General features: G+C 74.5%; 23 protein-coding genes. 1 reads left to right on the forward strand and 22 read right to left on the reverse strand.

Going from position 1 to position 26,080, the window contains the following annotated elements; genetic code table 11:
• Nucleotides 1–104 precede the first annotated feature (104 nt).
• From ACFWJB_RS24865 to ACFWJB_RS24955, 19 genes are all read right to left on the reverse strand, one after another.
• Nucleotides 105–575, reverse strand: coding sequence for an ester cyclase (locus tag ACFWJB_RS24865; protein ID WP_189234194.1), 471 nt, complete (start codon nt 573–575; stop codon nt 105–107).
• Nucleotides 576–685: 110 nt separating this feature from the next.
• Complete coding sequence (locus ACFWJB_RS24870) at nt 686–1,252, reverse strand: cupin domain-containing protein (RefSeq protein ID WP_386924947.1); 567 nt, start codon at nt 1,250–1,252, stop codon at nt 686–688.
• Between the two features lie 26 nt (nt 1,253–1,278).
• Nucleotides 1,279–2,772, reverse strand: coding sequence for an MFS transporter (locus ACFWJB_RS24875; protein WP_386924949.1), 1,494 nt, complete (start codon nt 2,770–2,772; stop codon nt 1,279–1,281).
• 71 nt (nt 2,773–2,843) lie between these two features.
• Nucleotides 2,844–3,758 (reverse strand): TauD/TfdA family dioxygenase, encoded by a 915-nt coding sequence (locus ACFWJB_RS24880; protein WP_385470542.1) that lies wholly within the window; start codon nt 3,756–3,758, stop codon nt 2,844–2,846.
• Entirely contained in the window at nt 3,755–5,377 is a 1,623-nt protein-coding gene (locus ACFWJB_RS24885; protein WP_386924951.1) for an AMP-binding protein, read from the reverse strand. The genes ACFWJB_RS24880 and ACFWJB_RS24885 overlap by 4 nt, the downstream gene beginning before the upstream one ends.
• Entirely contained in the window at nt 5,367–6,020 is a 654-nt protein-coding gene (locus tag ACFWJB_RS24890; RefSeq protein ID WP_385470538.1) for a thermostable hemolysin, read from the reverse strand. Before ACFWJB_RS24890 ends, ACFWJB_RS24885 begins: the two co-directional genes overlap by 11 nt.
• A 33-nt stretch (nt 6,021–6,053) precedes the next feature.
• On the reverse strand, nt 6,054–7,238 hold the full coding sequence (locus tag ACFWJB_RS24895; protein WP_385470536.1) for an FAD-dependent oxidoreductase: 1,185 nt from the start codon (nt 7,236–7,238) through the stop codon (nt 6,054–6,056).
• A gap of 34 nt (nt 7,239–7,272) precedes the next feature.
• Nucleotides 7,273–8,265 (reverse strand): aldo/keto reductase, encoded by a 993-nt coding sequence (locus ACFWJB_RS24900; RefSeq protein ID WP_385470534.1) that lies wholly within the window; start codon nt 8,263–8,265, stop codon nt 7,273–7,275.
• Between the two features lie 126 nt (nt 8,266–8,391).
• Complete coding sequence (locus ACFWJB_RS24905; RefSeq protein WP_385470532.1) at nt 8,392–9,258, reverse strand: ester cyclase; 867 nt, start codon at nt 9,256–9,258, stop codon at nt 8,392–8,394.
• Between the two features lie 77 nt (nt 9,259–9,335).
• Nucleotides 9,336–10,457: a 3-oxoacyl-ACP synthase III family protein gene (locus tag ACFWJB_RS24910; RefSeq protein ID WP_385470530.1), complete on the reverse strand. Its 1,122-nt coding sequence runs from the start codon at nt 10,455–10,457 to the stop codon at nt 9,336–9,338.
• 169 nt (nt 10,458–10,626) lie between these two features.
• Nucleotides 10,627–12,954 (reverse strand): beta-ketoacyl synthase N-terminal-like domain-containing protein, encoded by a 2,328-nt coding sequence (locus tag ACFWJB_RS24915; protein ID WP_385470528.1) that lies wholly within the window; start codon nt 12,952–12,954, stop codon nt 10,627–10,629.
• A 26-nt stretch (nt 12,955–12,980) separates the two neighbouring features.
• Complete coding sequence (locus ACFWJB_RS24920) at nt 12,981–14,270, reverse strand: beta-ketoacyl-[acyl-carrier-protein] synthase family protein (protein WP_385470526.1); 1,290 nt, start codon at nt 14,268–14,270, stop codon at nt 12,981–12,983.
• A complete protein-coding gene (locus ACFWJB_RS24925; protein ID WP_385470524.1) occupies nt 14,267–14,686 on the reverse strand; it encodes a 3-hydroxyacyl-ACP dehydratase FabZ family protein in 420 nt (139 codons plus the stop codon). Before ACFWJB_RS24925 ends, ACFWJB_RS24920 begins: the two co-directional genes overlap by 4 nt.
• Nucleotides 14,683–15,960 (reverse strand): beta-ketoacyl-[acyl-carrier-protein] synthase family protein, encoded by a 1,278-nt coding sequence (locus ACFWJB_RS24930; RefSeq protein WP_385470522.1) that lies wholly within the window; start codon nt 15,958–15,960, stop codon nt 14,683–14,685. The genes ACFWJB_RS24925 and ACFWJB_RS24930 overlap by 4 nt, the downstream gene beginning before the upstream one ends.
• Nucleotides 15,957–16,409, reverse strand: coding sequence for a 3-hydroxylacyl-ACP dehydratase (locus ACFWJB_RS24935; RefSeq protein ID WP_386924956.1), 453 nt, complete (start codon nt 16,407–16,409; stop codon nt 15,957–15,959). Before ACFWJB_RS24935 ends, ACFWJB_RS24930 begins: the two co-directional genes overlap by 4 nt.
• A 32-nt stretch (nt 16,410–16,441) precedes the next feature.
• Nucleotides 16,442–17,209: an SDR family NAD(P)-dependent oxidoreductase gene (locus ACFWJB_RS24940; protein ID WP_385470518.1), complete on the reverse strand. Its 768-nt coding sequence runs from the start codon at nt 17,207–17,209 to the stop codon at nt 16,442–16,444.
• 116 nt (nt 17,210–17,325) lie between these two features.
• Complete coding sequence (locus tag ACFWJB_RS24945; protein WP_385473465.1) at nt 17,326–17,748, reverse strand: acyl carrier protein; 423 nt, start codon at nt 17,746–17,748, stop codon at nt 17,326–17,328.
• A gap of 115 nt (nt 17,749–17,863) precedes the next feature.
• Entirely contained in the window at nt 17,864–18,835 is a 972-nt protein-coding gene (fabD, locus tag ACFWJB_RS24950; RefSeq protein WP_385473468.1) for an ACP S-malonyltransferase, read from the reverse strand.
• A gap of 156 nt (nt 18,836–18,991) precedes the next feature.
• Nucleotides 18,992–20,188, reverse strand: coding sequence for an FAD-dependent monooxygenase (locus ACFWJB_RS24955; protein WP_385473471.1), 1,197 nt, complete (start codon nt 20,186–20,188; stop codon nt 18,992–18,994).
• 160 nt (nt 20,189–20,348) lie between these two features.
• Here ACFWJB_RS24955 and ACFWJB_RS24960 point away from each other — a divergent pair, with 160 nt between their 5' ends.
• On the forward strand, nt 20,349–20,825 hold the full coding sequence (locus ACFWJB_RS24960) for a DUF1772 domain-containing protein (RefSeq protein WP_385473474.1): 477 nt from the start codon (nt 20,349–20,351) through the stop codon (nt 20,823–20,825).
• A 493-nt stretch (nt 20,826–21,318) separates the two neighbouring features.
• Here ACFWJB_RS24960 and ACFWJB_RS24965 read toward each other — a convergent pair whose 3' ends face one another.
• The 3 genes from ACFWJB_RS24965 to ACFWJB_RS24975 form a co-directional block, all read right to left on the reverse strand.
• Complete coding sequence (locus tag ACFWJB_RS24965) at nt 21,319–22,896, reverse strand: class I adenylate-forming enzyme family protein (protein WP_386924959.1); 1,578 nt, start codon at nt 22,894–22,896, stop codon at nt 21,319–21,321.
• Nucleotides 22,897–23,280: 384 nt separating this feature from the next.
• Complete coding sequence (locus ACFWJB_RS24970) at nt 23,281–24,117, reverse strand: 4'-phosphopantetheinyl transferase family protein (protein ID WP_385470472.1); 837 nt, start codon at nt 24,115–24,117, stop codon at nt 23,281–23,283.
• Nucleotides 24,114–26,078, reverse strand: coding sequence for a beta-ketoacyl synthase N-terminal-like domain-containing protein (locus tag ACFWJB_RS24975; protein WP_386924964.1), 1,965 nt, complete (start codon nt 26,076–26,078; stop codon nt 24,114–24,116). The genes ACFWJB_RS24970 and ACFWJB_RS24975 overlap by 4 nt, the downstream gene beginning before the upstream one ends.
• Nucleotides 26,079–26,080 lie beyond the last annotated feature (2 nt).

A 26,080-nucleotide genomic window follows, 5' to 3' on the forward strand; every position in this document is an offset into this window, starting at 1 on the left:
CGCCGGCGGCGACCCCCCCTCCCCCCGCCGCCCCCCCCGCCGTTTGGGCGCGGCCCCCCGGCGGGGGCCGGGGGCCCGGCCGAGGCGGCGGGGCGGGAGGGGGGTCAGGCGAGCTGGCGCTGGAAGGTGGCGACGTCGAAGTAGAGGGTCTCGTCGATCAGCACGTCACCGTCGAAGTGGAAGATCACGCAGACCGGGGCGTCGATGGACTTGCCGCGGTTGGGGATGTCGCGCCAGTCGGCCTCCTGCTTGCCGCGGGCCTGCGCCTCCAGGATCACCGCGGTGGGCGTGTGGTGCACGGCGTGCAGGTCGTGCTCCAGGTTCGGGAACGCCTTCTGCATGTCGTCGAAGTAGCCCTTGCGGATGGCCGCGTCGCCGACCAGCGGGCCTTCCTCGAAGGCCTGGACCCGGTAGACCGGGCCCCGCGGGAAGGTGGCGAACACGCCGTCGATGTCCCACTGGGTCTCGGCGATCGTGTGGGCGATGACCACCGCCTCGCGCCGGGCGCGCAGGTCGGCGTCGGGCTGCGGGAGATCCGCGCCCGGGAGGGTGAATCCGTGCTCGTCGCTGGCCATGTCGCAAAGTCCTCCACGCGTGCGGCGGTTGGGGTCGTCGCCGACGCTACGGCCGCTGCCTCGCCTCCCTCTCGCGCGGCGCTCGAGGACCGGCCGGGCCTGTGGGGGTGTCAGGTGGCCGGCTGGGTCTCGCGCACCTGGGCGGGGCGGTAGGTGGGCCGGTAGCCCAGCGCGAGCGACAGCGGGGCCAGGGCCGTGCACAGGGCCACGTCCAGCAGGTGGGGCCGGCCGGTGACCACGCGGTACTCGTCGCGGAAGCCGAGCACGAGCAGCGGCATCTGGAGGAAGGGGGTGCCGTCGGGGCGCAGCCGGCCCTCGTTGGTCAGGCCCCACAGGGTCTCGAAGACCTTCTCGGTGCGGTAGGCGGGCGTGGTGCGCCAGTTGATGCGGGCCCGTTCGGGGCCGGGGTTCCACAGGGAGTGCGGGGTGTTGGGGGGGATGTGGAACTCGTCGCCGGCGGTGTACTCGCGCAGGTCGCCGTCGAGGAGCAGGTTGAGCCTGCCGCTGGTGACCTGCATCCGTTCGGTCTGCTTGGGGTGGTAGTGCACGGGCGGTTTGATGGAGGCGGGGGCGTACTCCGCCTCGACCTCGAGGTAGGCGCCGTCGGTCTCGGCGGACGTGGTGAGGAAGGTGAGGCGGTCCTCGCCGAGGTGCAGGACGTCTCCGGGGCGTGCCATGGGGGGTCTCCCGTCGGTGGGGGGTGTCAGGCGGCCTGGGGTGCTCGTGCGGTGTCGGTGGCGGGTTGCCGGCCGGGCAGGCCGAGGGCGGCGTTGATCAGGTTGAGCACGGCGATGCCGGTGGTGATCCAAAAGCCCAGGTGCAGTCCGTCGAGCCAGGCCGCGGCGGGTGCGGTGCCCTGGGACAGCTGTGCGGTGGTGCGGCTCAGGGCGCTGGTGGCGACGGTGGCCAGGCCCAGTGAGGCGCCGATCTGGAAGGCGGAGACGAGGACGCCGGAGGCGATGCCCTGCTGGTGTTCGGGGATGTCGGAGACGCCGTGCACGTTGACGGGTATGCCGCAGCACTGCATGGCCACGCCGAGGACGAGCAGGGCCGGCAGGATGTGGGGCAGGTAGTGGCCGTGCTGGGGGGCGGCGGTGAGCAGCAGCAGGCCGAGGACGGAGCCGGCCGCGCCGGCGAGGTACACCGGGCGGGGGCCCAGGCGGTGCATCACGCGGGTGGCCGGGGCGGTGACGGCGATGGCGGCGACGCCCAGCGGCAGGAAGGCGAAGCCGGACTTCAGGGTGGAGTAGCCGAGGGTGCGCTGCAGGTAGTAGCTGCTGAGGAAGAGGACGGCCGCCTGGACGGCGCTGGTCAGGACGCGGCCGACGGCGGCGGTGGTCAGGGAGCGGGTGGCGAACATCCGCATCGGCATCAGCGGGTCGGCGGCCCTGAGTTCGACCACGGTGAACGTGGTGAGCAGGGCGGCGGCGGCGAGGGCGGGGGCGATGACGTAGGCGGTGGAGTCCCAGCCGTGGTCCTGGATGTTGACCAGGGCGTAGACCAGTGCGGCCAGGCCGGTCGTGACGGTGAGCGCGCCGAGGGCGTCGGGCCGGGAGCCGGGGGTGGCCGGTTCGCGGCGGCCGGAGGTGAGGAGGAGGACGCCGGTCACGGCGGCGAGGCCGAAGGGGAGGTTGATGTAGAAGATCCAGCGCCAGCTGAGGGTGTCGGTGATCAGGCCGCCGGCGACGACGCCGAGGGTGCCGCCGAGGCCGGCCAGCGCGGCCCACACCGCGAGTGCCGTGGTGCGTTCCCTGCCGTGCGGGAAGGTGGTGGTGACCAGGGACATCGCCGCCGGGGAGAGGAAGGCGGCGCCGCAGCCCTGCAGGGCCCGGGCGGCGATGAGCAGGCCGGCGCCGTCGGCGAGTGCGCACAGCAGGGACGCGGCGGTGAACAGGGCGGCGCCCAGCAGGAAGGTGCGTCTGCGTCCCCAGCGGTCGGCGGTGCGTCCGCCCAGGAGCATCAGGCCGCCGAAGCAGAGGATGTAGCCGGTCAGGAACCATTCGGTGGCGGTGGCGCTCGCCGCGAGGTCCGTCTGGATGGCGGGCAGGGCGAGGTTCACGACGGTGGTGTCCAGGAGCACCATGAACTGGGCCAGTGCGACGAACACCAGCAGCCGCCAGCGCCGCGGGTCGGGCGGGTCCTGGTCGTGGCCGGTGGCGGCCGCGCCGGTGGGGGGCGCGGGGTGTTCGGTGTCCATGGTGTCCTCTCGGGTGGGCCCGCCGTCCGCCGCACCGGTGGCGGGCCCGTGCGCGTGGCCGGGTGCGCGGTTCAGGCGGCGACGGCGGGTACCTGGATGTAGCTCAGGGCGTTGTAGATGGTGCGGTCGGGGTCGGTGATGGCGCGCCGGCCGTGCATGACGCGGGTGTTGTCGATGACGGCGATGTCTCCGTCCTGCCAGTCGAGGTTCTCCGTCAGGGCGGCGGTCACCGCTTCGACCTCGGCGAGGAGCGGCGCGGGGAGGTCGGTGCCGTCCGTGAAGGTGATGCGGGGCTTTTCGTAGTTGAAGGAGGGGCCGAGGATGCTGTTGGCGAAGGAGGGGCGGTCGCCGAAGACGGTGGTGCCGGCGGCCGGGGTGGTGAAGGAGTAGCGCACGCCGCCGTCGGTCTCGGGGACGATCTCGGTGCCCTCGAGGCGGCCGGCCATGGCGAGCAGTTCGGCGACCTCGATGTCCGCGGCGGGCTTGCTACGGCCGAGCAGGTGGTGGGCCATGGCGCGCCACTGGGGTTCGGCGACGTAGCGGCTGTAGACGATGTCCTGGGCGGCGAAGGCCTCGCGGGCGGCGGGTGACAGTGCCTCCCAGACGCGGTAGCCGTCGCAGACGGTGGTCTGGGAGCCGGCGGAGGCGGCCTTCTCGCAGAAGAACCAGGCGAGGTGGGAGCGGAAGGGGCTGTTGCCGTTCTCGGTGTGCAGGCCGACCTCGTCGAAGCCGGCGTCGACCTTCTGGGCGACCTCGGAGTAGAAGTCGCGGGCCGGGTCGAGGGTGGTGGAGGTGGAGGTGTTCTGCACCAGCGCGGTGAAGGAGGCCATGTCGGTGTCGAAGCCGCGCAGCAGCAGGAAGCCCGCTTCGGCGAGGAGGTCGAGGAGTTCCTTGCGGTCGACGTCCGGCGGCCGGGTGCCCCGGGCGGGTTCGACGAGCAGGCCGCTGCCGGTGCCGTAGGGGGTCGTCGTGACGGTGGTGCTCATGCTGTCTCCTTGATCCGGGTGGGGGCGGCGGCCGGGGGGCGGCCCGACAGGACGTGGGCGCGGACGGTGTCCCGGCGCGGGCGGCCGGTGACGGTGAACAGGCGCAGGTAGTCGGGGTCGTCGGCGGACATCAGGTGGATGACGCGGACGCGTTCGATGTCCGACAAGCGGATGCGGCCGAACTCCTCGATCCGCCGGCGGGCGGCGGTGTGGTCGAGGCCGGTCTCGACGACGAACAGGCCGTGCACCTGTGTCAGGCCCTCGGCGACGACGGCGGCCTCGCGCAGGAAGCCGAGTTCGCGGTAGCGGGCCTCGATCCATTCCGGGGAGAGGTTGCGTCCGCCGGCGGTGATGACGAGGCTCTTCCTGCGTCCGGTGATGCGCAGGTAGCCGTCGTCGTCGAGGGTGGCCAGGTCGCCGGTGTGCAGCCATCCCCCGGTGTCGACGGTGACGCTGGAGGGGTCCTCGCGGGTGTAGCCGGCGAACAGGGAGGTGCTGCGGATGAGGAGTTCGCCGTCCTGGTCGATCCGGGCCTCGACGTGGTCCAGGGGGCGGCCCACGGTGCCGAAGCGGACTTCGCCGGGCACGTTCCAGGAGACGACGGAGGAGTTCTCGCTCAGTCCGTATCCCTCGTGCACGGTGATGCCGTAGGTGTGCAGGCGCTCGAGGACTTCGGCGGGTACGGGGGCGCCGCCGCAGGCGATGAAGACGGGGCCCGGGTGGCCGAAGATCCGCAGGTGCCGGGCGGTGGTGTCCTCGTCGGGCCGTTCGTCGCACAGGGCGAGGAAGAGGGCGGCCATGGTGGGCGGGACGACCAGGGCGGTGGGGCGGGCCCGGTGCAGCAGGGTGAGCATGCGGGGGCCGGCGTCGGCGGCGGTTCCCACCAGGGCGGTGCCGGGTGGCAGGAAGGTCACCGAGCCGCCCGCGAGGAAGGGCATGTAGAGGCCGGCGACCTGTTCGATGAGGAGGCTGAGCGGCACGATCGACAGGTAGCGCTCGAAGATGGCGGTGCCGGTGCGTGAGCGCAGGGAGGTCAGCAGGGCGTCCAGGCCGTGGCGGCGGATCCTGACGCCCTTGGGGGCGGAGGTGGTGCCGGAGGTGTGGATGACCTTGACGACGGTGTCCTGGGCCGGGACGGTGCGGTCCTGGGGGCCGGGCGGGGCCGTGGCCGGCAGGGCCTGGAGGTCGATGGGGGTGACGGGGCGGTCGTGGCCGAGGACGGGGGTGCCGGCTTCCTGTGTCCAGCGCTCGAGGGCGCGGCCGCCGGCGGTGTCGACCAGGCAGAGGTCGGCGTCGGCGAGGAGGGAGGCGGCCTGCTGGGCGGTGAAGGCGGTGGGGACCGGGATCTCCACGGCGGAGGCGAACAGCAGGGCGAGGTCGGCCACGACCCATTCGGGTGAGTTGTCGGCGATCAGTCCGACCCGGGGTGCTCTGCCGTGGTCGTCGGCGAGGGTACGCAGCCGGCCGGCCAGGGTCAGGGCGGCGCCGATGAGCTCGCGGTAGGTGTGTTCGGTGGCGGGGGCGCCGTCGGCGGGCAGGACGCGCACCATGACGGCGTCGCTGTCGGCGTGCCGGAGCAGGTCCGCGGCCAGTGAGACGGGTGTGGTGTCAGGCCGCATGGGCCAGTCCCCTTCGTTCGGGGCCGTTGCGGACCAGCCGCATGTCGACCGACTCGAAGCAGTACCGGCCGATCGCGGCGAGCAGCAGGGTGCTCTGGGCGGCCGCTTCGGCCCATCCGACGATCGGGCGGGTGTCGTAGTAGGTGCCCCAGGCGTGTGCCTCCTGGGGGGTGAGGCGGTCGGGGGTGGCCTCGCCCAGGGGGTGGAAGACCACGCCGAGGCGCTGCATCAGCAGGGACAGCCGACTGGTCATCGTCATGACCGCGTAGGGGCGGCCGAGGCAGGCCATGACCAGGGGGATCGCCTTGATGATCTCGCCGCCGGCGCTGGCCCGGACGGAGGCGATGTTGCCGATCTGCAGGATCTGGGCGCGGGAGACGTCGTCGCCGGTCTCGGCGGCGATGACCTGTTCGACGGGGTGGTCGAGGTAGGTCTCCAGCAGGACCTCGCCCTGTTCGGGGAAGGTCAGGCCGGCGCAGGCGAGGGCGTCCTCGGTGCCGTCGCCGTTGTCCTCGAAGTAGGCCAGGAAGGCGTCGGGGTCGGGCCGTACGCTGGCGTGGTACTTCTGGGCGAACACGGTCTGGACGAGGTCCGCGCAGACCGTCCAGTCCGGGGTGCCGCGCTCGGACAGTGTGATTCTCATGGTGGTACACACCCCCTGGGTGGACGGGGGAACTCAGCCGGCGGTCACGGCGGTGCGGTGTGCCACGGGCAGGGCGCGCACGGCGAGTTCCGCGGCCTTCAGGCCGCTGAGGATCGAGGTCTCGGCGAGGATGCCGGGGGCGGCGACGCTGTCCCCGATCAGGTAGACGCCGTCGCCGCGGTCGACGGCCGGGCGGTCCCGCCAGGTCGTGCCGGGCAGGTCGAGTGCGCCGGTGCGGCCGCGGGAGATGCCCTCGCGGCGCCACAGCAGCCGTTCGCGCCAGCCGGGTGTCGTCAGGTCGTAGAGCTTTTCCAGGCGTTCGATCGCGCCGGCCTTGTTCTCGCCGGGCCGCAGTGGCATGGCGCCCTGGAAGAGGGCCTCGCCCTCGGGGGCGAGGGAGGGGTCGTGGTCGGAGTACTGCGAGGTGAAGCCGCCTTCGTCCATGTCGAAGGAGACGTTGCCGTCCTTGCCCGAGCGGGTGACGGCCATGTCGAGCAGGGCGGCGGTGCCGCTGGGCCAGTCCAGGGCGGGGTCGCCGAGCAGGCCGCGGGCGGCGGCCAGGGAGGTCGCCACGATCACCGGCCCGTCGGTGGGCAGTTCGGTCAGGCGTGAGCCGGTCTCGATGGTGACGCCGTGCCGGCGTGCGACGCGGGCCATGCGGTCCACCAGGGTGCCCCAGCCGCCGATGAAGTACCGGCTGGGCAGGGGGAACTTGGGGGTGCCCACGCGCAGCAGCCGTTCCCACACGAAGGCCGCCGAGAGCCGGCCCGGGTCGCCGTCGAAGAGGATGGGGCCGAGGAAGCCGAGGGCCTCGCCGACGGTCTCCTGGGGGAAGTGCTCGCTCGCCCAGTCCTGGAAGGAGCGGTCGACGGGCACCGGCCGGTCGCGGTTCAGCAGCGTCATGCGCATGTAGCCGGGCGGCAGGGTCATGCGCAGCCGGCCCCGGTGGCGAAAGCGCATCCGGGTCCACTCGTGGAAGGACAGGCGTACGTAGTGGCCGGCCACGCCGCGCTGGATGAGCCACTGCCAGGCGTCGCCGTTGTTCATGATGGTGTGCGGGCCGTCGTTGGTGACGTACGGGCCGTCGGAGGAGCGGGCGCGGCCTCCCAGGTGGGAGTGGGCCTCGTGGAGGCTGACGCGGGCGCCCTGCTCGGCGGCGGCGATCGCCGCGGTCAGTCCGGCCAGCCCGCCGCCGATGATCGTGATGTGGGTGGGCATTGTGCTCTTCACTCGCCTTCGCGTGCGCGGGCGGTCAGCGGTTGAGGGTGGCCATGGCGCCGGCCGGGTAGCGGTCGCCGGCGGCGACGCCGTGGGGGGCGATCTCGTCGAGGGCCGCGAGGTCGTTCGCGCTCAGGCTCACGGCGGAGGCGGCGGTGTTCTCCTCGAGGTAGGCCACGCGTTTGGTGCCGGGGATGGCCACGACGTCGTCGCCCTGGGCGAGGACCCAGGCCAGGGCGAGCTGGCCGGTGGTGATGCCCTTGGCCTCGGCCAGGGCGTCGAGGCGCTCGACGACGGTGAGGTTGGCCTTGAGGTTCTCCGCCTGGAAGCGGGGCACGATCCGGCGGAAGTCGTTCTCGGCCAGGTGGTCGAGGCTGCGGATGCGGCCGGTGAGCAGGCCGCGTCCGAGGGGGCTGTAGGCGACGAAGCCGATGCCCAGTTCGCGGCAGGCCGCCAGTACGCCGTTGGTCTCCACGTCGCGGGTGGCCAGCGAGTACTCGGTCTGGACGGCGGTCAGGGGGTGCACGGCGTGGGCGCGGCGGATGGTGGCCGCGGAGGCCTCGCTGATGCCGAGGTGGCGTACCTTGCCGGCGGTGACCAGGTCGGCGAGGGCGCCGAAGGTTTCCTCCACGGGGATGTCGGGGTCGACGCGGTGGAGGTAGTACAGGTCGATCCGGTCGGTGCCCAGCCGGCGCAGGCTGCCCTCGATGCAGGTTTTGATGTAGTCGGGGCGGCCGTTGATGCGGCCGGTGATGGCTCCCTCGGGGCTGACCTCGTTGCCGGCCTTGGAGGAGACGGTCACCTCGTCGCGTCGCCCGGCGATGATCCGGGCGACGAATTCCTCGTTGGTGTGCGGGCCGTAGAAGTCCGCGGTGTCCAGGAGGGTGACGCCGAGTTCGAGTGCCCGGTGGGCGGTGCGCAGGGCCTCGGCGTCGTCCGCCTGGCCGTAGGCGAAGGTCATGCCCATGCATCCGAGGCCCTGCTCGGACACCACCAGTCCCTGACCGCCGAGTTTTCGTTGCCGCATCGATCGGTTCCTTCCCCGGACAAAGATTGCTCTAGCAGTGATATGGAAATTAGCAGTGGCAGATCCAGTGGTGTCGGAGGACCGCTGGAGTGCTGGCGGAGCATGGCCCGAGCGGGTGCGGGCGTATCAGGAGCGCACGATCTCGGCGGTGACGGAGGTCCACAGGTGTTCCTGCCCGGCCGTGCGGGCATCGGCGAGCTCCGCCCAGGGGTCGGTGCCGAACACCGCGGTCGCCTCGGCGCGCAGCCACTGGTCGAAGGCGTCCTGGGAGTCGCGCAGCCGGCGCGCGGCCGCCGCCGGGTCGCGGGACTCGAGCTGGAGCACGACCACCTGCCGGCCGTCCAGTTCCCGGGTGGTGAAGGACTCTCGCCGGACGCCCGCCCGCCCGCGTGAGGCCTCGTAGGCGCGCAGCCGGTCGCCGGCGAGTTCGGCCCGGACGCGGGCCCAGCGCTCGGCGTGGGCGTCGGGCAGGGCGAGCAGAACGGAGGCGGGCCGGGTGGCCCCGCGGGCGGTGGCGCGGGCGGAGGAGCGGGCGGCGGGGGCCAGCCGGCGCATGCCGAGGACCTCCAGCATGTTGGACTCCACGCCGATGCCCCAGCGCTCGGCGATCAGGCCGTTGTCCAGCAGGCGCCACACCACGACGCCGCGGAATTCGATGGAGCGGCCGGTCGGGGCGATGCCGAGGAAGTCGCCGAGGTGGGTGCCGCGCCAGGTGTTGTGGATGACGACGTGATCGGCGTGGGCGCTCATGTCCTCGATGGTCACGTGCAGGTCCGGGAATCCCTCGCGCAGGCCGGCGATGGTGTACTTCACGCCCTCGGGGCCCTCGGGGGCGCCCGGCAGGGGCTGGTGGTCGATCATGTCGGGGCTGTAGATCTCGTCGACGAGGGAGAAGTCGCCCTTGTTGACGAACTCGTCGAAGACCGAGCGGATCGTCCTCTTGTTGCGTTCCTCCACGCTTTCGCCGGTGAGCACCGTCGTTCGAGCAGACACGTTTTCGTCCCTTGGGTCGGGGCCCGCGCGAAGGCCGCGGTCGGGCGGGATACGGGTGGCGGGTGGGCGGGTGCGGGTCACTTGCCGGGGAAGGGCGCTTCCCAGGTCAGGGTGAGGCCCGCGTACAGGTAGCGGCTGGCCTCGATGGCGAGGAGCAGCACGGTGTGGCCCGGCCGGATCCGGCCCTCGGCCCAGCCGGCGTCCAGGGCCAGCGGCACCGCCGCGGAGCCGGTGGCGCCGACGTCGGTGAGGTTCTCCACGATGGTCTTGCCCAGCTGGGCCTGGTCCTGGTCGGACAGTCCGGCCGTGCCGTACTCACTGGCGAAGTACTCGGCGTTGCCCTCGGGCAGCACGCAGGCGTCGATGTCGGCCAGGGCGAGGCCGGAGCGGTCCAGCATGTCGTGGATGCCCTGCACGAAGACCCGGGGCCCGAAGGAGGCGGTGCCGGGGATGTCGAGTCTGATGTCCATCAGGCGTCCTCGGCGCTGCTGTTCGGCCAGCGGGGCGTCCGTGCCGCCGCCGACGATCAGCATGCCGGGCTTGCGGGCGCCGCCCATGGAGCGGGTGGCGAACACCTGCCGGCTGCCCTCGTGCGCGGAGCCGGCCTCGCCCGCGCGCAGCACCATCGCGCCCGCGCCGTCGCCGAAGGTGTAGACGGTGAGCCGGTCGCGCATGCGCACGCTGTGCGGGTCCTTGCCGAGGAAGACCGGCGCGAGCAGCGGTGAGACGGCCTCGGCGCCGATCACCAGGGCGGTTCGGTAGGTGCCGTCGGCGAGCTGGCGGCGGGCGATGTCCAGTGCCTGGACGGCGCCGACGCAGCCGGCCCGCACCTCGATCACCGCGCAGCTGTCCAGGCCGAGCTGTTCCTGGACGTAGGTGGCGGCGACCGGCAGGAGGTAGTCGGGGCTCGCGGTGGACATCACGATCAGGTCGATCTCCGACGCCTCGACGCCGGCCCGCTCAAGGGCCTGGCGGGCCGCGGCGGTGGCCATCTGCGAGGTGCTGACGCGGTGTTCGCCGGTGGCCGGGTCGACCATCCAGTGCCGGCGGCGGACCTGGATGCCCTCCAGCACGTCGTCGGGCAGCGGGCCGCACAGCCGGGCGAGGGCATCGTTGTCCAGCGGGTCGCCCGGCAGGTAGCCGCCCGTGGCGAGGATCGACACGTGGCGGTCGGTGGGCAGGGGGGCGGAGGAAGGCATGGTCAGTTCTCCGTAGCGGGACGCGTGGTCGGATCTCCGTGGCGGGGTACGGGGCCGGTCCCCGGCCGCGGGGCGGGTCCCCAGGGGTGGGGGGCAGTGCCGGTCCCCCGGGCCGGGGGCGGGTTCCGGGGAGGTGCGGGGCCGGTTCCCCGGCCGGAGCAGGCGGGGGTCAGGTGGTGGTGGGGCGCAGGACGAGGCTGATGTGGGTGCCGCCGAGGGAGGAGCTGTTGACGAGCACGGGGCCGGCGTCCAGGCCGCGCGTCCATCCGGTGACCGCGAGCACGGCGGACAGCTGTGCCCCGGCGCCGACGGGTTCGCCGACGATGTGCTTGGGGGTGTGGACGGGCAGGGTGCGCGGGCCGGCCAGCCGGTCGGTGGCCAGGGCCTCGGGGGCGTCGACCCGCTTCAGGCCGGCGGCGTTGGCCCACACGCCGGCCAGTTCCCCGGCGCGGACCTCGGCGAGGTCCAGGGCCTGGCGCATGGCGCGCTCCAGGCCCTCGCCCTGCGCGTCCCAGCGGCCGATGCCCTGCGCGTCGCAGGCGGTGCCGTGCCCGGCGATCTCCCCCCACATCCGCGCGCCGCGTGCCCGTGCGGTCGACTCCCGTTCCAGGACCAGGGTGATGCCCGCCTCGGCGAGGGTGTATCCGGGGTCGTCGAACAGCGGCAGGCGCCGGTAGGCGTCGAGGACTCCCGGCGACAGGTCCTCCACCGCCGGGCACAGCACCGCCTCCGCCCGGTGCTGCAGCAGCAGGTCGTGGGCGACGGTCAGTGCCGAGGCGCCGGCCGCGTGGCCGGTGGTCACCGTGGAGGTGGGGCCCCTGGCGCCGACGTGCATGGCCACCTGGCCGGCGGCGGCGTTGAAGACGGTGTTGGGGAAGACGGCCGGGCTGCCGTGCGCGGGACAGCCGCCGAGGACCGGCAGCAGGAACTCCTCGATGCTGCGCATCGGGCCGAGTCCGGTGCCCAGCACCACCCCGACCCGTTCGTCGGCGGTGCGCCCGGCGTGTTCCAGGGCGGCGCGGCTGGTGGCGACGGCGAGCTGGCCCAGGCGGTCCATGCGGCGCCGGTCGCGGGCGCCGATGTGGGCGCCGGCGTCGAAGCGGGCGCGGGCCACGCGCAGCCCGTCCTCCTCCTCCCCCAGGGCGCGGCCCTCGCCGAAGGCCTGCCACAGTGCCTCGGTGCCCTCGCCCGCCGGGGTGATCGCGGCGAATCCGGTGATCACGACCTTGTCGGGTGCCGGGCGGCCGGTGACGGCGGGGCGGCGGCGGCCGGGGTCGCCGAAGGCGACGCAGGCGTTGGCGCCGGCGAAGGCGAAGTTGTTGGTCAGGGCGGTGGTGAGGTCCATGGGGCGCGCGGTGCCGGGCACCGCGTCCAGGCCGCACTTGGGGTCGGCGCCGGTGAAGTTGGCGGTGGGCGGGGCGGTCTGTTCCACCAGGGCCTGCACGGTGAGGATGGCCTCCACCGCGCCGGCCGCGCCCAGGAGGTGGCCGACCATGGACTTGGAGCTGCTGAGTGCCGTCCTGGCGGCGGCGTCGCCGAGGGCGGCGCGGACGGCGTTGGACTCCGCCGAGTCGTTCTTGGGGGTGCCGGTGCCGTGGCCGTTGATGTAGCCGACGTCCTCGGGTGCGACGCCGGCGGCCCGCAGTGCGGAGCGGATGGCGCGGGCGGCGCCCTCGCCCTCGGGGTGGGGGGCGGTGGCGTGGTAGCCGTCGGCGGACAGGCCGTAGCCGAGGACCTCGGCGAGGACGGGGGCGCCGGCGGCGCGGGCCACCGATTCCTCGGCCAGGACCAGCATGCCGGCGCCCTCGCCCAGGGAGAGTCCGTCGCGGTCCTTGGAGTAGGGCGCGGCGGGTTTCGTGGACAGCGACTGGAGGCTGGTGAAGCCGGCGAAGGCGGTCTCGGTGAAGGCGTCGCTGCCGCCGACCAGCATGGCGTCGGCGCGTCCGGCGCCGATCGTCTCCAGGGCGTGGGCGATGGCGTGGGCGCCGGAGGCGCAGGCGGTGTTGACCGACAGGGAGGGGCCCTTGAGTCCGAAGGCGCCGCCGAGGGCCTCGGCGATGGCCTGCGGGGGGACCAGCAGGTAGTGCCGGCCGTCGGTTTCGCCGGCGTCGCCCCGGTCGGTGCGGCGCAGGAGTTTCTCGGCGCTGCGCAGTCCGCCGTTGCAGGAGCCGAAGGCCACGCCCCAGCGCTCGGCCGGCACCTGGTGCAGGCCTGCCTGGCGCAGTGCCTCCTCGGCGGCGACGAGTGCGAAGTCGACGGCGGGTTCGCGTTCTTGTCCGTCGAAGGCGGCCAGGTAGTCGTAGGCGGGCGGGCGGCTGTCGCGGACCTCGCCGCCGATGGTGGTGCCGTAGCCGTCCATCGGCATGCCCTGCACGGGGGTGATGGCCGCCTTGCCCGCCCTCACGCCCTCCCACAGGGCGGTGACGCTGTCGCCGTGGGCCGTCACGGCGCCCACGCCGCAGACCACGACCCTGCGCCGAGCGCTGTGATCGTTCATGTCCGCGCTCCTTTCGGGTATCTCCGTCATGACGTGCGCTCCAGAGCGATGGCCACGGCTTGTCCTTCCAGGCCCCGGGCGAGGGCCAGTGCGTTGCGGGGCCGGGTCTCGCGCGGGGTGAGCGGGACGTAGTCCAGGTCGCAGTCGGCCGCGGGGTGGTGCAGGTTGGCGGTGGCGGGGACGACGCCGGAGTCCAGGGTGAGGGCCGCCACCGCCGCGTTGAGTGCGCCGGCGCCGCCGACCAGGTGTCCGGTCTGCGGTTTGACGCTGCTGATCTGCGCCGACTTGGCGCTCGTGCCGAGCGCGTCGTGCAGGGCGACGGTCTCGCTGGCGTCGCCCTGGACCGTGGCGCAGCCGTGGGCGGCGATGTAGCTGCCGTCGGGGAAGGTGCCCGCGGCGTCGGTCAGGGCGCGGCCGATGGCGCGGGCCAGGCCCCGGGCGCGGGGCTGGGGGCTGGGCGGGCGCACGCAGTCGTTGCCGGAGCCGAAGCCGGTGATCTCGGCGTAGCAGTGTGCGCCGCGGGCGAGGGCGTGTTCGCGTTCCTCCAGGACGAGCAGGGCCGCTCCCTCGCCGAAGACCGAGCCGCTGCGGTCGCGGTCGAAGGGGCGGAAGGCCTCGGCGCCGCGGTCGGTGTGGGGGCTCAGGACGCCCAGTCCGTCCATCTTGGACATCGCCCACCAGCCGGTGGCGTCGTCGTAGCCGCCGGCCACGACGATGTCGGCCTCGCCGCGCCGTACGGTGCGCATGGCCCGGCCGATGGCCATGGCGCCGGAGTCGGCGGTGCCGGCGAAGTAGGCGTTGGCGCCGCGGATGCCGAACTTCTCGGAGATGTGGAAGGCGGCCGCGGGCTGGAGTCCTTCGACGAAGAACAGCGGGGCGACGACCGAGCGGGCGGTGCGGCCGAGCTTTGGCAGGTCGGGGGTGCCGTCGGGGGACCGTACGGCCTGGAGCTGGTCGATCAGCTCGTCCATGCGGGGCATTTCCTTGTTGCTGCCCAGGAACAGGCCGGTGCGGGGGCCGTGGTCGCCGTCGTGGTCGAGTCCGGCGTCGCGCAGGGCGAGGGTGGCGCCGGCGAGGGCGAGCTGGTCGCTGCGGCACAGCATGCGCAGGGTGCGCCGGCCGGCCCACTGCGCGGGGTCGAAGTCGTGGATCTCGGCGCCGATGCGGGTGCGCAGGGGCGAGGGGTCGTAGGAGCGCAGGGCGCCGATGCCGGTGCGGCCGTCGAGGAGGTTGTGCCAGGTCTGGGCGGCGCCCTGGCCGATGGCGGTCATCAGGCCGATGCCGGTGACCATCACGCGTCGCCTGTCGTCGCTCATGATGTGCCCTCCCGGGGCTCGTCGTCGCTCGCGAGCACCAGGGTGCGCGCGGTGGCGACCACCCGGTCCGCGACGCGGGCGGCGGCCCGTACCTCGGTCGTCCGCTGTGTGGTGCGGGTGACGTCGACGCTGATGTGGATCTGGTCGCCGGGGGCGACGAAGTGCTTGAAGCGCACGCCCCTGGCCGCCACCAGGTGCCAGTCGTGCCCGGCCGGGGCGGTGGCGGCGGCGAGCGCGGCCATGCTCTCCAGCAGCAGTACGCCGGGCAGGATCGGGTGGCGGGGGAAGTGGTGGTCGAAGACGGGCAGGGTGGCGGGCACGTTGCGTACGGCCACCGCCCGGCTGCCCGGCTGCCATTCCAGCAGCCGGTCGAAGGAGGCGGGCGGGGTGGGGGCGGGGGTGGTCTCGGTGGTCATGCGTCCTCCCGCGGGGCGCCCACGACGATGCTGGTGTTGCTGCCGCCGAAGGCGAACGCGTTGATCAGGGCCGCGTCGACGGGCATGGGGCGTGCGGTGTGCGGCACGTAGTCCAGGTCGAGTCCGCGGTCGGGGCGGTCCAGGTTGGTGGTGGGCGGGACCAGCGAGTGGCGCATGGCGCCGATCGCGGCCAGGACGCCCAGGCCCAGGCTGGCGGAGGTGAGGTGTCCGGCCATCGACTTGGGGGCGCTGACCACCAGGCGTTCGGCGTCGGCGCCGAAGACCTTCTTGATGGCGACCGTCTCGGAGCGGTCGTTGCCGTGGGTGCTGGTGCCGTGGGCGACGACGTAGTCGATGTCGCCGGTGGACAGGCCGGCGTCGGCGAGGGCGCCTTCCATGGCCTGGATCGCGCCGGAGCCGTCGGGCGGGGAGTCGGTGATGCGCCAGGCGTTGAGTGTGGAGCCGTAGCCGAGTACTTCGGCCAGGACGGTGGCGCCGCGGGCGCGGGCGGTGTCCATGTTCTCCAGGACGACGGCGACGGCGCCCTCGCCGACCACGAAGCCGGAGCGGTCGGCGTCGAAGGGCCTGGAGGCGTGTTCGGGGTCGTCGTTGTGGCGGTCGGTCAGGGCGCCCAGGAGGCTGAAGCCGAGGACGTCCAGCCAGGTGGTCAGCGAGTCGTAGCCGCCGGCGACCATGACCTGGGCGTCGCCTTCCTGGATGGCGCGGAAGGCCTCGCCGATGGCGTGTCCGGAGCCCGAGCAGGCGGTGCTGATGCCCATCATCGGTCCGGTGCCGCCGATCATGCGGGCCATGGCCGCCAGCGGAACGTTCTGGTCGTCGGTCAGGGTGACGCCCGGCGGGCGGCACAGGAAGGCGTCGCGGTTGCCGGTGGTGGCGCGCAGCCGGCCGATGTCCAGCAGGACCTGCAGGTCGGGCCGGCCGACGCTGGCGCCCATGGCCACGCCGCGTTCGCCGGCGCCGTACACGTCCTCGGAGAGGGTGTCGAGGCCGGCCTTGCGGACCGCTTCCCAGGCGGCGGCGACGCCGAACTGGCCGACGCGGGAGAGGTGTTTGCGGCCGATCCTCGCCGGGATGGCCGCGGCCGGGTCGAAGTCCTCGACCATGGCGGCGATACGGACCGGGAAGCCGTCGGTGTCGAAGGTGGTCAGCCGGCCCACGCCGTTGCGCCCGGCGGCCAGGCCCTCCCAGGTGGTGTCGGCGTCGTTGCCCAGCGGTGTGACCGCGCCCACCGCGGTGATCGCTACGCGTGTCATCCCACCGGCCCTCCGCCCTGCAGCTGATGTGCCATGCGCCGGGTGGCGGCCGGGTCGTCGAGGCGTTCGGCGTCGATGAGGGCGCACAGGATGCCCTCGGCCCGCAGTACGGTCTCGCCGCCGACGCTCACGGTGCCGTCCAGGATGGCGGCCTCCTCGGTCATGGACTCGATCGTGGCTTCCATGTGGAGCACGTCACCGGGTGCCACGGCCCGGTGCCGGGTCGCCTCGCCGACCGCGAGCAGCGCCGCGCGCTGCCGGTGGTCGGTGCTGATCATGATCAGCCAGGTCGCCGCCTGGCACAGGGCCTCCAGTGCCAGGCCGAAGGGCAGGTCCGGGCCCTGCCCGGTGTGCTGCCAGTGGGTCTCGTCGGCGGCGGTGACCTTGCGGGCGCTGATGTGCTCGCCCGGTGCCAGCGTCTCGATCCTGTCGATCAGATGGAATCGCATCGTCGTCTTCGCCCTCGTCTGCTTGGCGGCGGTCAGGGACGGCCAACGCCGAGCTGGGCGGAGAAGCCGCCGTCGACGGTGAGCAGTTCGCCGGTGATGTAGCCCGAGTCGGGGCCGGCCAGGAAGACGGCGGCGGCGGCGACCTGGTCGGTCGTGGCGAACCGGCGCAGCGGGATCTGCCGCTTGATGCTCTTTCCGCCGTCGCGCTGGAAGACCTCCTCGACCAGTTCGGTGGGGGTGAACCCGGCCAGCACCGCGTTGACCCGTACGCCGAAGCGGGCGAGTTCCATGGCGGCGCAGCGGGTGAAGGAGTTGAGTGCGCCCTTGGACGCGGAGTAGTTGGACTGGCCGATCCAGCCGCGTTCGCCCATGGCGGAGGAGATGTTGACGACGGTTGCCTCGCCCTGGGCCATGAACTGTTCCATCACGGCGTGCGTGCAGTGGTAGGCGCCGCCGAAGTTGACCTTCATGACGTCCAGCCAGGCGTCGGCGGGCGCGTCGTAGATGAGTCCGTCGTCGCTGACGCCGGCGTTGTTGACGAGGATGTTCAGGGAGCCGAGCCGGTCGGTGGCCTCGGCGGTCAGGCGTGCCGCCTGCTCCGGGTCGGCGACGTCGGCGCCGATCGCGACGGCCCGGCCGCCCGCCGCCTCGATCTCCTTGACCACCGCGAGGGCGTCGTCCCGGCGGGAGCGGTAGTTGACTGCGACGGCCGCCCCCTGCTCGGCCAGGGCCAGGGCGATGGCCCGGCCGATGCCGCGTGAGGCACCGGTGACCAGGGCGGTGCGGTCCTTCAGCTTCATCTGTCTCTTCCCGTTTCTGCTCCGAGAGGGGCGGCCTGTCGTGTGCGGGGCGGGCCGGCCGGCCGGTGCCCGGGGCGTCGTCGGCCCGGGCACCGGCCGTGGCGGGGCGGGCTGCTTCAGGCGTCCTGGGCGGCGCGGGCCCGCTCGGTCAGCAGGTCGGTGAGGTTCTGGACGGTGAACAGGCCCAGGACGCCCTCGGCCGTCAGGGGCTCGGTGAGCCGGCTGCGGTCGAACTGCGGCAGCACGCTCTCCAGGTGGGTCAGGCCGCGGTCGTTGACGACCTCGTTCTCGTCGCCGAACTCCTCGTCGGGGATGCCGCCCTGGAGCAGGTCGGCGATGTCGGAGATGGTGATCTTGACCTTGGTGGCGCGTTCCAGGCGGAAGAGGATGTCGAGCAGGTCGATCGACTCGGCGCCGAGCTCGCCGAGCAGGGTGGCCTCGGGGACGGCCTCGGACTCGTCGATGCCCAGGGCGTCGGCGACGGCCGCCTGCACCGCGGACAGGTAGTCGGTCGTGGTGGGGATCAGGGTTTCGGACACCGTTGTTGCCTTTCGGGTGGGGTTGTTCGCTGGTCTGCCCGGGGCCCCTGGGGCCGCGGGTCGTCGCTGGTCGCCCGCCGCGCGGGACGGTGCGCCTGTCGCCCCGGCGGGCTGTTCAGGCGGCCACCGCCGCGTCGGCGGTCTCCTGGGCGAGGTCGCGCAGGAGGGTGGTGATCCGGCGGGCGTCGTTGGTGCTGCGGACCCGGGCGTTGGGTGCGGTGCGCTTGGCGAAGCCGCTGAGCACCCGGCCGGGGCCGACCTCCAGGTAGCCGTCCACGCCGAGCGCGGCGGCCGTGGCCAGTACGTCCACCCAGCGCACGGGGCCCGCCAGTTGCCGGCGCAGCAGGTCGCGGGCCTGGGCGCCGCCGGTGATCCGGGCGCCGGTGACCGAGCTGATCACCGGCAGGCGGGGGGTGCGGAAGTCGACGCGTTCGAGTTCGGCGGCGAACTCGTCCTCGACGACCCGCATCAGGGAGGAGTGGAAGGGGGCGGACACCTTCAGCGGGACGGTGCGTTCGGCGCCGGCCTCGGCGGCCAGGGCGGCCGCTTCGGCGACCGCGGCGCTCTGCCCGGAGATCACCGTCTGGCCGGCCTCGTTGTAGTTGGCGACCTCCACCACGCCGCGGCCGGCGGCCGTCGTGCAGATCTCCTCGATCCGGGCGGGAGCCAGTCCCATGACCGCGGTCATCGCGCCGCTCACCCGCCGGGAGACGCCGGCCATCAGCTCGCCGCGGCGGCGCACCAGGCGCAGCGCGTCGTCGGCGCCCAGGACGCCGGCGGCGACGAGGGCGGTGTACTCCCCCAGGCTGTGGCCGGCCACGGCGCCGGGGACGAAGCCGGCGTCCGTGCGCAGGATCTCGTACACGGCGAGGCTGGTGGCCACGATGGCCGGCTGGGCGATCTCGGTCGGTTCCAGGTCGGACTCGGCCGCGGTGGTGCACAGGGCGGTCAGCGCCAGGCCGGTGGCCTCCTCGGCGCGGGCCAGGACGCGTCCCGCGGTGCGGGGGTGGTCGCGCAGCAGGTGTGCGGCCATGCCCGCGCGTTGCGATCCCTGTCCGGGAAACATGGTGAAGTGGTTCTCGCTCATCCCCGCTCCTGCCTCACTCCGTGGTGATCTGGGTCGTCGAGCCGTCGGCGAGGGGTCCTCGACCCGGTGAATCTCGCACCCCGCTCTGGCGCATTCCTCGAATGTGTCTGGACTGCGGCCGCACCGGCCCGGCCGGTGCGGGGGGCGGCCGGCGGTTCAGGCCGCGGGGGTCCGGCGCGGGCCGGCCCAGCGGGTGCCGTAGGCGACCTGGTCCTTCTCCGCGGCCCGGAACGCCTTGGTGTTCCAGTTCTTGCGCATGAAGGCCTCCCGCGCCCTGATCAGCAGCGGGTTCTCGACCGCGCCCATCTTGCCGATCCACCAGGCGACGCGCTGCAGTCCCGCGGTCCGGCGGCGGCGCTCCTCCTCGTAGCGGCGCAGGGCGGCGACCGGGTCGCTGCCGCCCCGGTCGAGGTGCTCGGCCAGGACCAGGGCGTCCTCGAGTGCCTGGCAGGCGCCCTGGCCGATGTTGAAGGTGATGGGGTGCGCGGCGTCGCCGAGCAGGGTGACGCGGCCCTTGCCCCAGTGCCGTTCGGGTCTGCGGCCCTCGACGTCGCCGCGCAGGATCCACTCCTCGGGTGTGGCGCGCAGGATGTCGGCGACCGGCCCCGCCCATCCCTCGTGGCGGCGCAGCAGCATGTCCCGCACGCCGGCCCCGTCGCGTCCGCCCGGTGCCCCGTTGGCCACGCTCATCCAGTGGACCAGGCCGGGGGCGACGTCGTAGTACGTGAAGCGGGTGCCGGGCCCGAAGACGGCGTTGAAGGTGCCCGGGGGGATGTCGGCGTGCTCCATCGGGGCGCGGCCGCGCCAGGCGATGTAGCCGCTGAAGAGGTTGCGGGCGGGTCCGAACAGCTGGTCGTGTACGGCTCCGTGGATGCCGTCGGCGCCGATCAGCAGGTCGCCGCGTTCGGTTCGGCCGTCGGCGAGGCGGACGGTGACGCCGTCGGGATCCTGGTCGAAGGAGACGACGTGGGCGCCGGTGCGCAGCGGTGAGCCCTCGAGGGCGTCGCGCAGCACGCCGTGCAGGACGGACCGCTCGACCGCGATGGTCGGGGCGCCGTAGCGCTCGACGAAGTCGCCGACGGGCCAGGCGCCCAGTACGTCGCCGTGCCAGGTGGTGAAGTGGGCGACCTGCTGGACGGGGGCGACCTCGAGGACCTTGCCGGCCAGGCCCAGGTGGTCCAGGGCGAGGACGCCGTTGGTCCAGATGTGCAGTCCCGCGCCGCCGTCGCGCAGGGAGTCGGCGCGTTCGAGGACGACCGGCTCGAAGCCCCTGCGCTGCAGGGCGAGGGCCGCGGCCAGGCCGCCGATCCCTCCGCCGGCGATGAGTATGCGACGGGCTCGTCCAAAGGCCATGTGTCTCGGTCTCCTCGTGCGGTCTGGGCGGAGAGTCCCCGGCTGAAGTCCCTCACGGAACACTGGGGTTGTCGACGCTAGCATTTCTAGCGCTTGCATCTATAGTGTCGAAAGAATACCTAGCATCGCTATATCGCTGATCGGACCGACGAAGGTGGTTGTGTTGGAAGCGCTTCTGATAACGCTGGCCGTGGTGGCCACCATGGCCAATGCGGTGGTCTACGGAACGGACGTCTTCTCCGCGGTGGTGCAGCGGCCCGCCATGGCCCACGTCGACGACGTGGTGCTGACCAGTGCCATGGGCCAGACCCACCGCTTCGGGGACCGCAGGATGCCGGTGCCGGGGGTGTTCGGCCTGGTGGCGACCGTGGCCACGGCCGCCGTCGCCGGTTTCGACGGCAAGGCCGCCCCGGCCGTCGCCGCCGGTGCGGCGGCCCTGTCGCTGGTGGTGTGGCTGGCCCTCTACAACAAGGTCAGCGCGCCGGTGAACAAGCAGCTCACGGGTGCGGCGCTGGACTGCCGCACCGCTCCCGACGCGCGTGCGCTGCAGCGCACCTGGGACAGCGTCATCAACGCCCGCGTGGTCCTTCAGGCGCTGGCGCTGGGCGGGATGTGCGTGGCGCTGGTGACCAGCTGAGCGGGCGCACGGCAGGTGCCGTGCGGCGGGGTCCGGCAAGCGGTGCCGGGCCCCGCCGCACGTCTGTGCCGCGCCTCCCGCGCCGGGCCGGCGCCGGTCCGCCGCGGCTCGGGGCGCGGGGCCGGGCGGGGGGCGGTTGTGGCGGCGCTCCGCCCGGGTGCGGGCCGTGTTCGCTTCCTTCTCCGGCCGCATCCCGCCGCGGGTCCGGGCGCGCTCCAGCGGGCCTGCCCCGTCGCGCCGCGGATGCTGCCGCGGCGGTGCGCCGGTGCGGGAGGCGGGCCGGATGCCGGCCGCGCCGCGGGGCGGGGTCACGGCCGTCCTCCGGAGCGGTCGCGGCCGGGGCCGGGGCGTGGGCGGGGCGTGCCGTGCGGGGCGGCGGGGCGCGCCGTGCGGGGCGGGGTTCGCGTGCGGGACGGCGGGACGGCGGGGCGCGCCGTGCGGGACGGCGGGGCGGTGCGGGCGGGGTTCGCGTGCGGGTGGTGCGGGGCGCGGTTCACGCCGCGCCGGCGGCGGGCGGGCGGGTGTGCTGCTTCAGCCGGCGGCGGGCGGGGTGGCCGTCGCTGGTGCGCGGGACGGCGTCCAGGGCGTCCAGGTGGCGGATCTGCTCGGCGGGGCCCAGCAGGGCGTTGGCGCGTGCGGCGACGCCGGCGAGGACCGTGCCGTCCGGGACCGTGCCTCCTGTGGTGCGGTGCAGGACGACGCCCGCCCAGACCACCGCGCCGTGCGCCGCGTCCGGCCATTCGGTCACCACGCAGTCCGCCACCCGGGGGTCGCTGCGCAGCACGCGTTCCACCATGCCGGGCACGACGACGGCGTCCCCGCTGAGGAACACGGCGGCCGGGCGGGCCACCAGGTGCAGCCGGTGGTCGAGGTCGAGGTAGCCGACGTCGCCGGTGGCCAGCCAGCCGTCGGCGTGCCCGGAGGGCACCTGCGGGCCGCGGATCTCCACCTCGCCGCCGGACCAGGCCCGCACCGGCTCGCGGCTGACGGGGTGGACGACGCGGCACTCGGTCCCCGGCAGGGAGGATCCCACCGCGCCCAGCACCGGCTGCGCGGCGGGCGCCTGGACGTGGGAGAGGACGGACAGTCCGCCCACGCCGTAGCCCTGGAGCACGGGCACCCGCAGGGCCTGCCGCAGCCGGCGGGCCGTCTCCGCCTCCAGGGCGCCGTCCGCGCACAGCACCGCCCGCAGGTGGCCGCCGGGCAGCGGGGCGCGGTGCCCGGCGAACCGCTCGTCGTCGGCCAGCCTCGTCAGCCGGGCCGAGGGGCCGTAGTAGTGGGTGGCCCGCCGGCGGCGGCACTGGACCATGCCGGCGCACGGGTCGGGGTCGGCGACCAGCACCTGCTCGGCGCCGGCGTGCACGGCGGCGCCGAGCAGCGAGGGATGGCGGGCGGGCAGGTGGTCCACCACGACGCTGTCGGCGTCCAGGGCGCAGGCGACGCCGATCTGCGCCGCGTTCGCCAGCAGGTTGCGGTGGGTCAGGCCCAGCACCCGCGCGCCCGAGACCGCGTGCGGCACCAGCTGCACGCACGCGACGGCGCCGGCGTCGGTCACCGGGCAGGCGAACGGTGTGCCGGGCATCTCCCCCACGGCCCGCGCCCACGGCAGGACGCGGACACCGGCCGGCGGGGCGGGGGCCGGGGCGTCCTGCGCGGCGCCGCCGGCCGGTTCCAGCACGACGACGGTGTGCAGGCGTCCGCCCGCCGCCCGCAGCAGCCCGGCCTGGGCCTCGGGCACGAAGGCGATCTCGGCGTTCACCGCCGCGCACAGCTCCCTGACGGCCGCGGGCCCGGCCGACGGGTCGAGCAGGGCGAGGCGACGGCCGCTGCGCACCGCGCCGAAGTACACGGCGGCGACGTCGGAATGGGGCGCGCAGACGACGACGGCCCCGCCGCCGGGACGGCGCACGGCACGGGCGACGCGGTGCGCGACCCGGTCGGCCACCCGGTCCAGCCCGGCGTAGGTGACGGTGCCGGCCTCGGTGGTCACCGCCGGCCGCTCCCCCGCGCGCAGTGCGGCCCGGCGCAGCAGTTCGTCCAGGGACGTGTCCAGGTACCTCGCCACCGCCATGTGGTCCTCCTGACAGCGCATCGGCCGGGGATGATCCCCCGACTGTTCTCCGCCGGGCTCGAGAGGCCGTGGACGGGCACTGGACGGACGAGCACGCTCCGCCGGCGGGCGCCGGACGGGGACCGCTCCCCCAGCGGGTGTCGGGCGGGGGCGGCTTCCCCGGCGGGCGCCGGACGGGGACCGCTCCCCCGGCGGGTGTCGGGCGGGGGCGGCTTCCCCGGCGGGCGTCGGACGGGCACCGCTTCCCCGGCGGGCATCGGAGGGGCACCGCTCCCCCGGCGGGCGTTGGGCGGGGGCGGCTCACCCCGCGGGTGCCGGGTGGGCTCGACTCCCCCGACGCACGCTGGGCGGGCTTGGCTTCCCCGGTGGGCCGGGTGGAAGAGGTCAGCCGGGGGTGGGGGTCTGGTGGGCTGTGAGCGGGGCGGGCAGGGGGATGCGCCTCGGTGCCGAACGGCTCCAGGGGAAGCCCTGGTTGAGGTGCAGGAACTGCTCCTCCTGTTCGTCCTCCTCGGCCGGCACGGCCACCCCGACCAGCACGCCCGGCACCGGCTCCAGCTCGACGAACCGCCACGCGCGGCCGGTGTCGTCGGGCGGCGGGGTGAAGGCCCGCACGCCCGACTCGTCGTCCATCGTGAAGACGAAGCTGTCGAACGGGATGCCCAGACCGAGCCCGCGCGCCTTGGCGTAGGCCTCCTTGAGGACCCACACGCGCAAGGCCCGCCGGTCGCGCTCGCCCGGGGTGCCGGCGGCTTGCGCCCAGGCGCGTTCCTCGGGTGTGACGGCGTTCAGGACGGTGGCGATGGCGTGCTGGTCGCGGTCCTCGATCCGCTCGACGTCGACCCCGACCCGGGCCCGGCGCACGATGCCCAGGGCGTTGTAGCCGCCGGCGTGCGAGAGGTTGAAGTCCAGGACCCTGCCGCCGCTGCCCGGCTGGTCGGTCGTGGGCCGCAGGAAGGGACGTCCGCGCACGGAACGCCAGATGACCAGTTCGGCCTCGGCCGTGCCCGCCTCCAGCGCCAGGGCGCGCCGGACGAGGGTGTGCGCCACCAGGTAGTGCATGCGGTCGTGTTCGAACAGGAACCGGCCGGCGGTGCGCTGTTCCTGCGCGTCCAGCCAGTGCTCGCCCAGCAGTTGCGCGGTCTCGGGGGCCAGGCCGTCGTTGGGGCACAGCCACAGGGTGATGTGCGCGGTGCCCGGCCGCGGCGCCGGGGGTGCGGTCACGGCTGTCCTCCCTGGCGCTCACCACGCGCGCGGGCGGTGCCGCCGTCGGGACCGTGGTCGCCGGGCCGGTGCGGCGGGGGGCCCGCGGGCAGTTCGAGGACCGGTGCGCCGTCGTCGCCGGGGGCCGCGGTCAGTACGTCGGCGCCGGCCAGCCACAGCCGGGTCAGCTGCTCGAAGTGGTGGCGCTGCCACAGGGCGCCCAGGTAGGCCGAGGTCTCGGCGAGGCCGGCCAGCAGCAGCGGGCCGCCGCGCTGTGCGCGCAGGTCGGCGGTGCGGACGCCGGGCGGTGCGGTGCCGGCCGCGAAGGCGGCCAGGGCGTCGGCGAGGCGGTCGGTGCGGTCGGCCACCACGGCCAGGCGGCACGGGTGGGCGGCCCGTCCCAGCCGCAGTTCCCGCGCCACGCCGGCGGGGCCGGGCGGGCGGGGGCCGCCGGCCCGGCCGGCGGCGGTGAGGAAGCCGGTGAGCTGTGCGGCGGTGGCCGCCAGGTGTGCGGGGGTGGGGGCGGACAGCAGCACCAGAGCGGGCTCCGCGGCGTCCTGTGCCGGCGGCGTGTCGAAGGCGGCCGCCGCTACGGGGGCGGGGGGTGGTTCCTGGAGCACCACGACGGCGTGTTCGGCGCCCGCCTCGTGCACCCCGGCCAGTGCGGTGCGGGGCCAGGCCTCGCCGTCCGCGAGGGACGCGGGCCGCCACGCGCCGGGCTGCGGCCGGCCGGGCCCGGGCAACAGGGTGGCGTACTTCAGCTGCAGCAGGGCGCGCAGGAACGGGACCGCTCCGCCGACGCTGCCTGCCGGCTGCCCGGTCTCCTCCACTGCCACCGCCGTCCGCGGGATGCCGGCCGCCCGTACGGCCCGGTGGCAGAGCCGGTCGGGCAGGCCGGGCTGCGGTCCGCGTCCCGGGTGGGCCGACGCGCCGGCCAGGACGACCGCGTGGACGACGTCCGCGCAGCGCCGGGCGGCGTCCAGCGGCTTGAGCAGGACGGCGCCCGCGCCCGCGCCGTCCGGGCCCGGTTCGGCGGCGGCGACCAGGGCGGCCGCGCACTCGCCGGCGCGCAGCGCGGCCAGGCCCAGGTGCAGGGCGGTCAAGAAGGAGGACGGGCCGGTGCCGACGTGCCGGCTCGGGCCGCGCAGGTCCAGCAGGTGCGACAGGCGGGCCGCGGCACCGCCGGGGTCGGCTTCCTGCGGGCGGCCGGCCGCGGTGACGGCCGTGAACACCCCCACGCAGCGCCGCTGCCCGTCGGGGCCGCTCAGCGCGTCGAGGCGGACGCCCGCGTAGCCGGCGCTCTCCAGGACCTGCCGGGCACTGTGCAGCAGCGACCGCTCCCCCGCGCCGATGAGCTCCGCCTCGCTGTCCGTCAGGCCCAGGGCGGCCGCGTCGAGGAAGTCCGCACCGCCAAAGCGCGCGCCGTGGGTGTCCGCGGCGGACAGGTCCGCTTCGGAAGGATCCGTGTCGGAGACGTCCGTGTCGGAGACGTCCGTGTCGGAGACGTCCGTGTCGGAGACGTCCGTGTCGGAGACGTCCGTGTCGGAGACGTCCGTGTCGGAGGGGTGGGGGTCGCGGGGGCCGGTGTCGTGGGCGGTCGTGCCGGGGTGCGGGAGGGGGCGGGAGGTCCGGGGAGCGGTCAGTTCCCTGCGCCACAGGGCGTCGAGGTCACCGGCGTGCGGCAGGTGCCCCTGGATCCCGATCACGGCGCACGGCGCGGTGTGCGCGGACGCCGGCCGTGCCGGGCCGCGCCGGGCCCGCGGTGCCGTGGCGGGTGCTGCGTCCGGTGCCGTCCCGGAGGGTTCGTCCGGTGCCCCGGAAGGTTCGGCCGTGGCGGGCGGGGCGGTGCGTTTCCCGGCGGGCGGGGCGGGGGCCGGGGTCCGCGTCGGTGCGGGGGCCGGGGGGCCCGACAGCAGGGCCAGGGTGTGGCGCCGTTCGAGGGTGCCGTCCCTGAAGCGTGTGAGGATCTCCCGCTTGTCCATGG

The organism is Streptomyces sp. NPDC127100, from assembly GCF_042724095.1.
Lineage (GTDB): Bacteria > Actinomycetota > Actinomycetes > Streptomycetales > Streptomycetaceae > Streptomyces.

What these genes read in the sequence shown, in the direction of transcription:
- ACFWJB_RS24865 (WP_189234194.1), bottom strand. Translation starts at nt 575, where the DNA reads ATGGCCAGCGACGAGCACGGATTCACCCTCCCGGGCGCGGATCTCCCG.
- ACFWJB_RS24870 (WP_386924947.1), bottom strand. Translation starts at nt 1,252, where the DNA reads ATGGCACGCCCCGGAGACGTCCTGCACCTCGGCGAGGACCGCCTCACC.
- ACFWJB_RS24875 (WP_386924949.1), bottom strand. Translation starts at nt 2,772, where the DNA reads ATGGACACCGAACACCCCGCGCCCCCCACCGGCGCGGCCGCCACCGGC.
- ACFWJB_RS24880 (WP_385470542.1), bottom strand. Translation starts at nt 3,758, where the DNA reads ATGAGCACCACCGTCACGACGACCCCCTACGGCACCGGCAGCGGCCTG.
- ACFWJB_RS24885 (WP_386924951.1), bottom strand. Translation starts at nt 5,377, where the DNA reads ATGCGGCCTGACACCACACCCGTCTCACTGGCCGCGGACCTGCTCCGG.
- ACFWJB_RS24890 (WP_385470538.1), bottom strand. Translation starts at nt 6,020, where the DNA reads ATGAGAATCACACTGTCCGAGCGCGGCACCCCGGACTGGACGGTCTGC.
- ACFWJB_RS24895 (WP_385470536.1), bottom strand. Translation starts at nt 7,238, where the DNA reads ATGCCCACCCACATCACGATCATCGGCGGCGGGCTGGCCGGACTGACC.
- ACFWJB_RS24900 (WP_385470534.1), bottom strand. Translation starts at nt 8,265, where the DNA reads ATGCGGCAACGAAAACTCGGCGGTCAGGGACTGGTGGTGTCCGAGCAG.
- ACFWJB_RS24910 (WP_385470530.1), bottom strand. Translation starts at nt 10,457, where the DNA reads ATGCCTTCCTCCGCCCCCCTGCCCACCGACCGCCACGTGTCGATCCTC.
- ACFWJB_RS24915 (WP_385470528.1), bottom strand. Translation starts at nt 12,954, where the DNA reads ATGAACGATCACAGCGCTCGGCGCAGGGTCGTGGTCTGCGGCGTGGGC.
- ACFWJB_RS24920 (WP_385470526.1), bottom strand. Translation starts at nt 14,270, where the DNA reads ATGAGCGACGACAGGCGACGCGTGATGGTCACCGGCATCGGCCTGATG.
- ACFWJB_RS24925 (WP_385470524.1), bottom strand. Translation starts at nt 14,686, where the DNA reads ATGACCACCGAGACCACCCCCGCCCCCACCCCGCCCGCCTCCTTCGAC.
- ACFWJB_RS24930 (WP_385470522.1), bottom strand. Translation starts at nt 15,960, where the DNA reads ATGACACGCGTAGCGATCACCGCGGTGGGCGCGGTCACACCGCTGGGC.
- ACFWJB_RS24935 (WP_386924956.1), bottom strand. Translation starts at nt 16,409, where the DNA reads ATGCGATTCCATCTGATCGACAGGATCGAGACGCTGGCACCGGGCGAG.
- ACFWJB_RS24940 (WP_385470518.1), bottom strand. Translation starts at nt 17,209, where the DNA reads ATGAAGCTGAAGGACCGCACCGCCCTGGTCACCGGTGCCTCACGCGGC.
- fabD (WP_385473468.1), bottom strand. Translation starts at nt 18,835, where the DNA reads ATGAGCGAGAACCACTTCACCATGTTTCCCGGACAGGGATCGCAACGC.
- ACFWJB_RS24955 (WP_385473471.1), bottom strand. Translation starts at nt 20,188, where the DNA reads ATGGCCTTTGGACGAGCCCGTCGCATACTCATCGCCGGCGGAGGGATC.
- ACFWJB_RS24965 (WP_386924959.1), bottom strand. Translation starts at nt 22,896, where the DNA reads ATGGCGGTGGCGAGGTACCTGGACACGTCCCTGGACGAACTGCTGCGC.
- ACFWJB_RS24975 (WP_386924964.1), bottom strand. Translation starts at nt 26,078, where the DNA reads ATGGACAAGCGGGAGATCCTCACACGCTTCAGGGACGGCACCCTCGAA.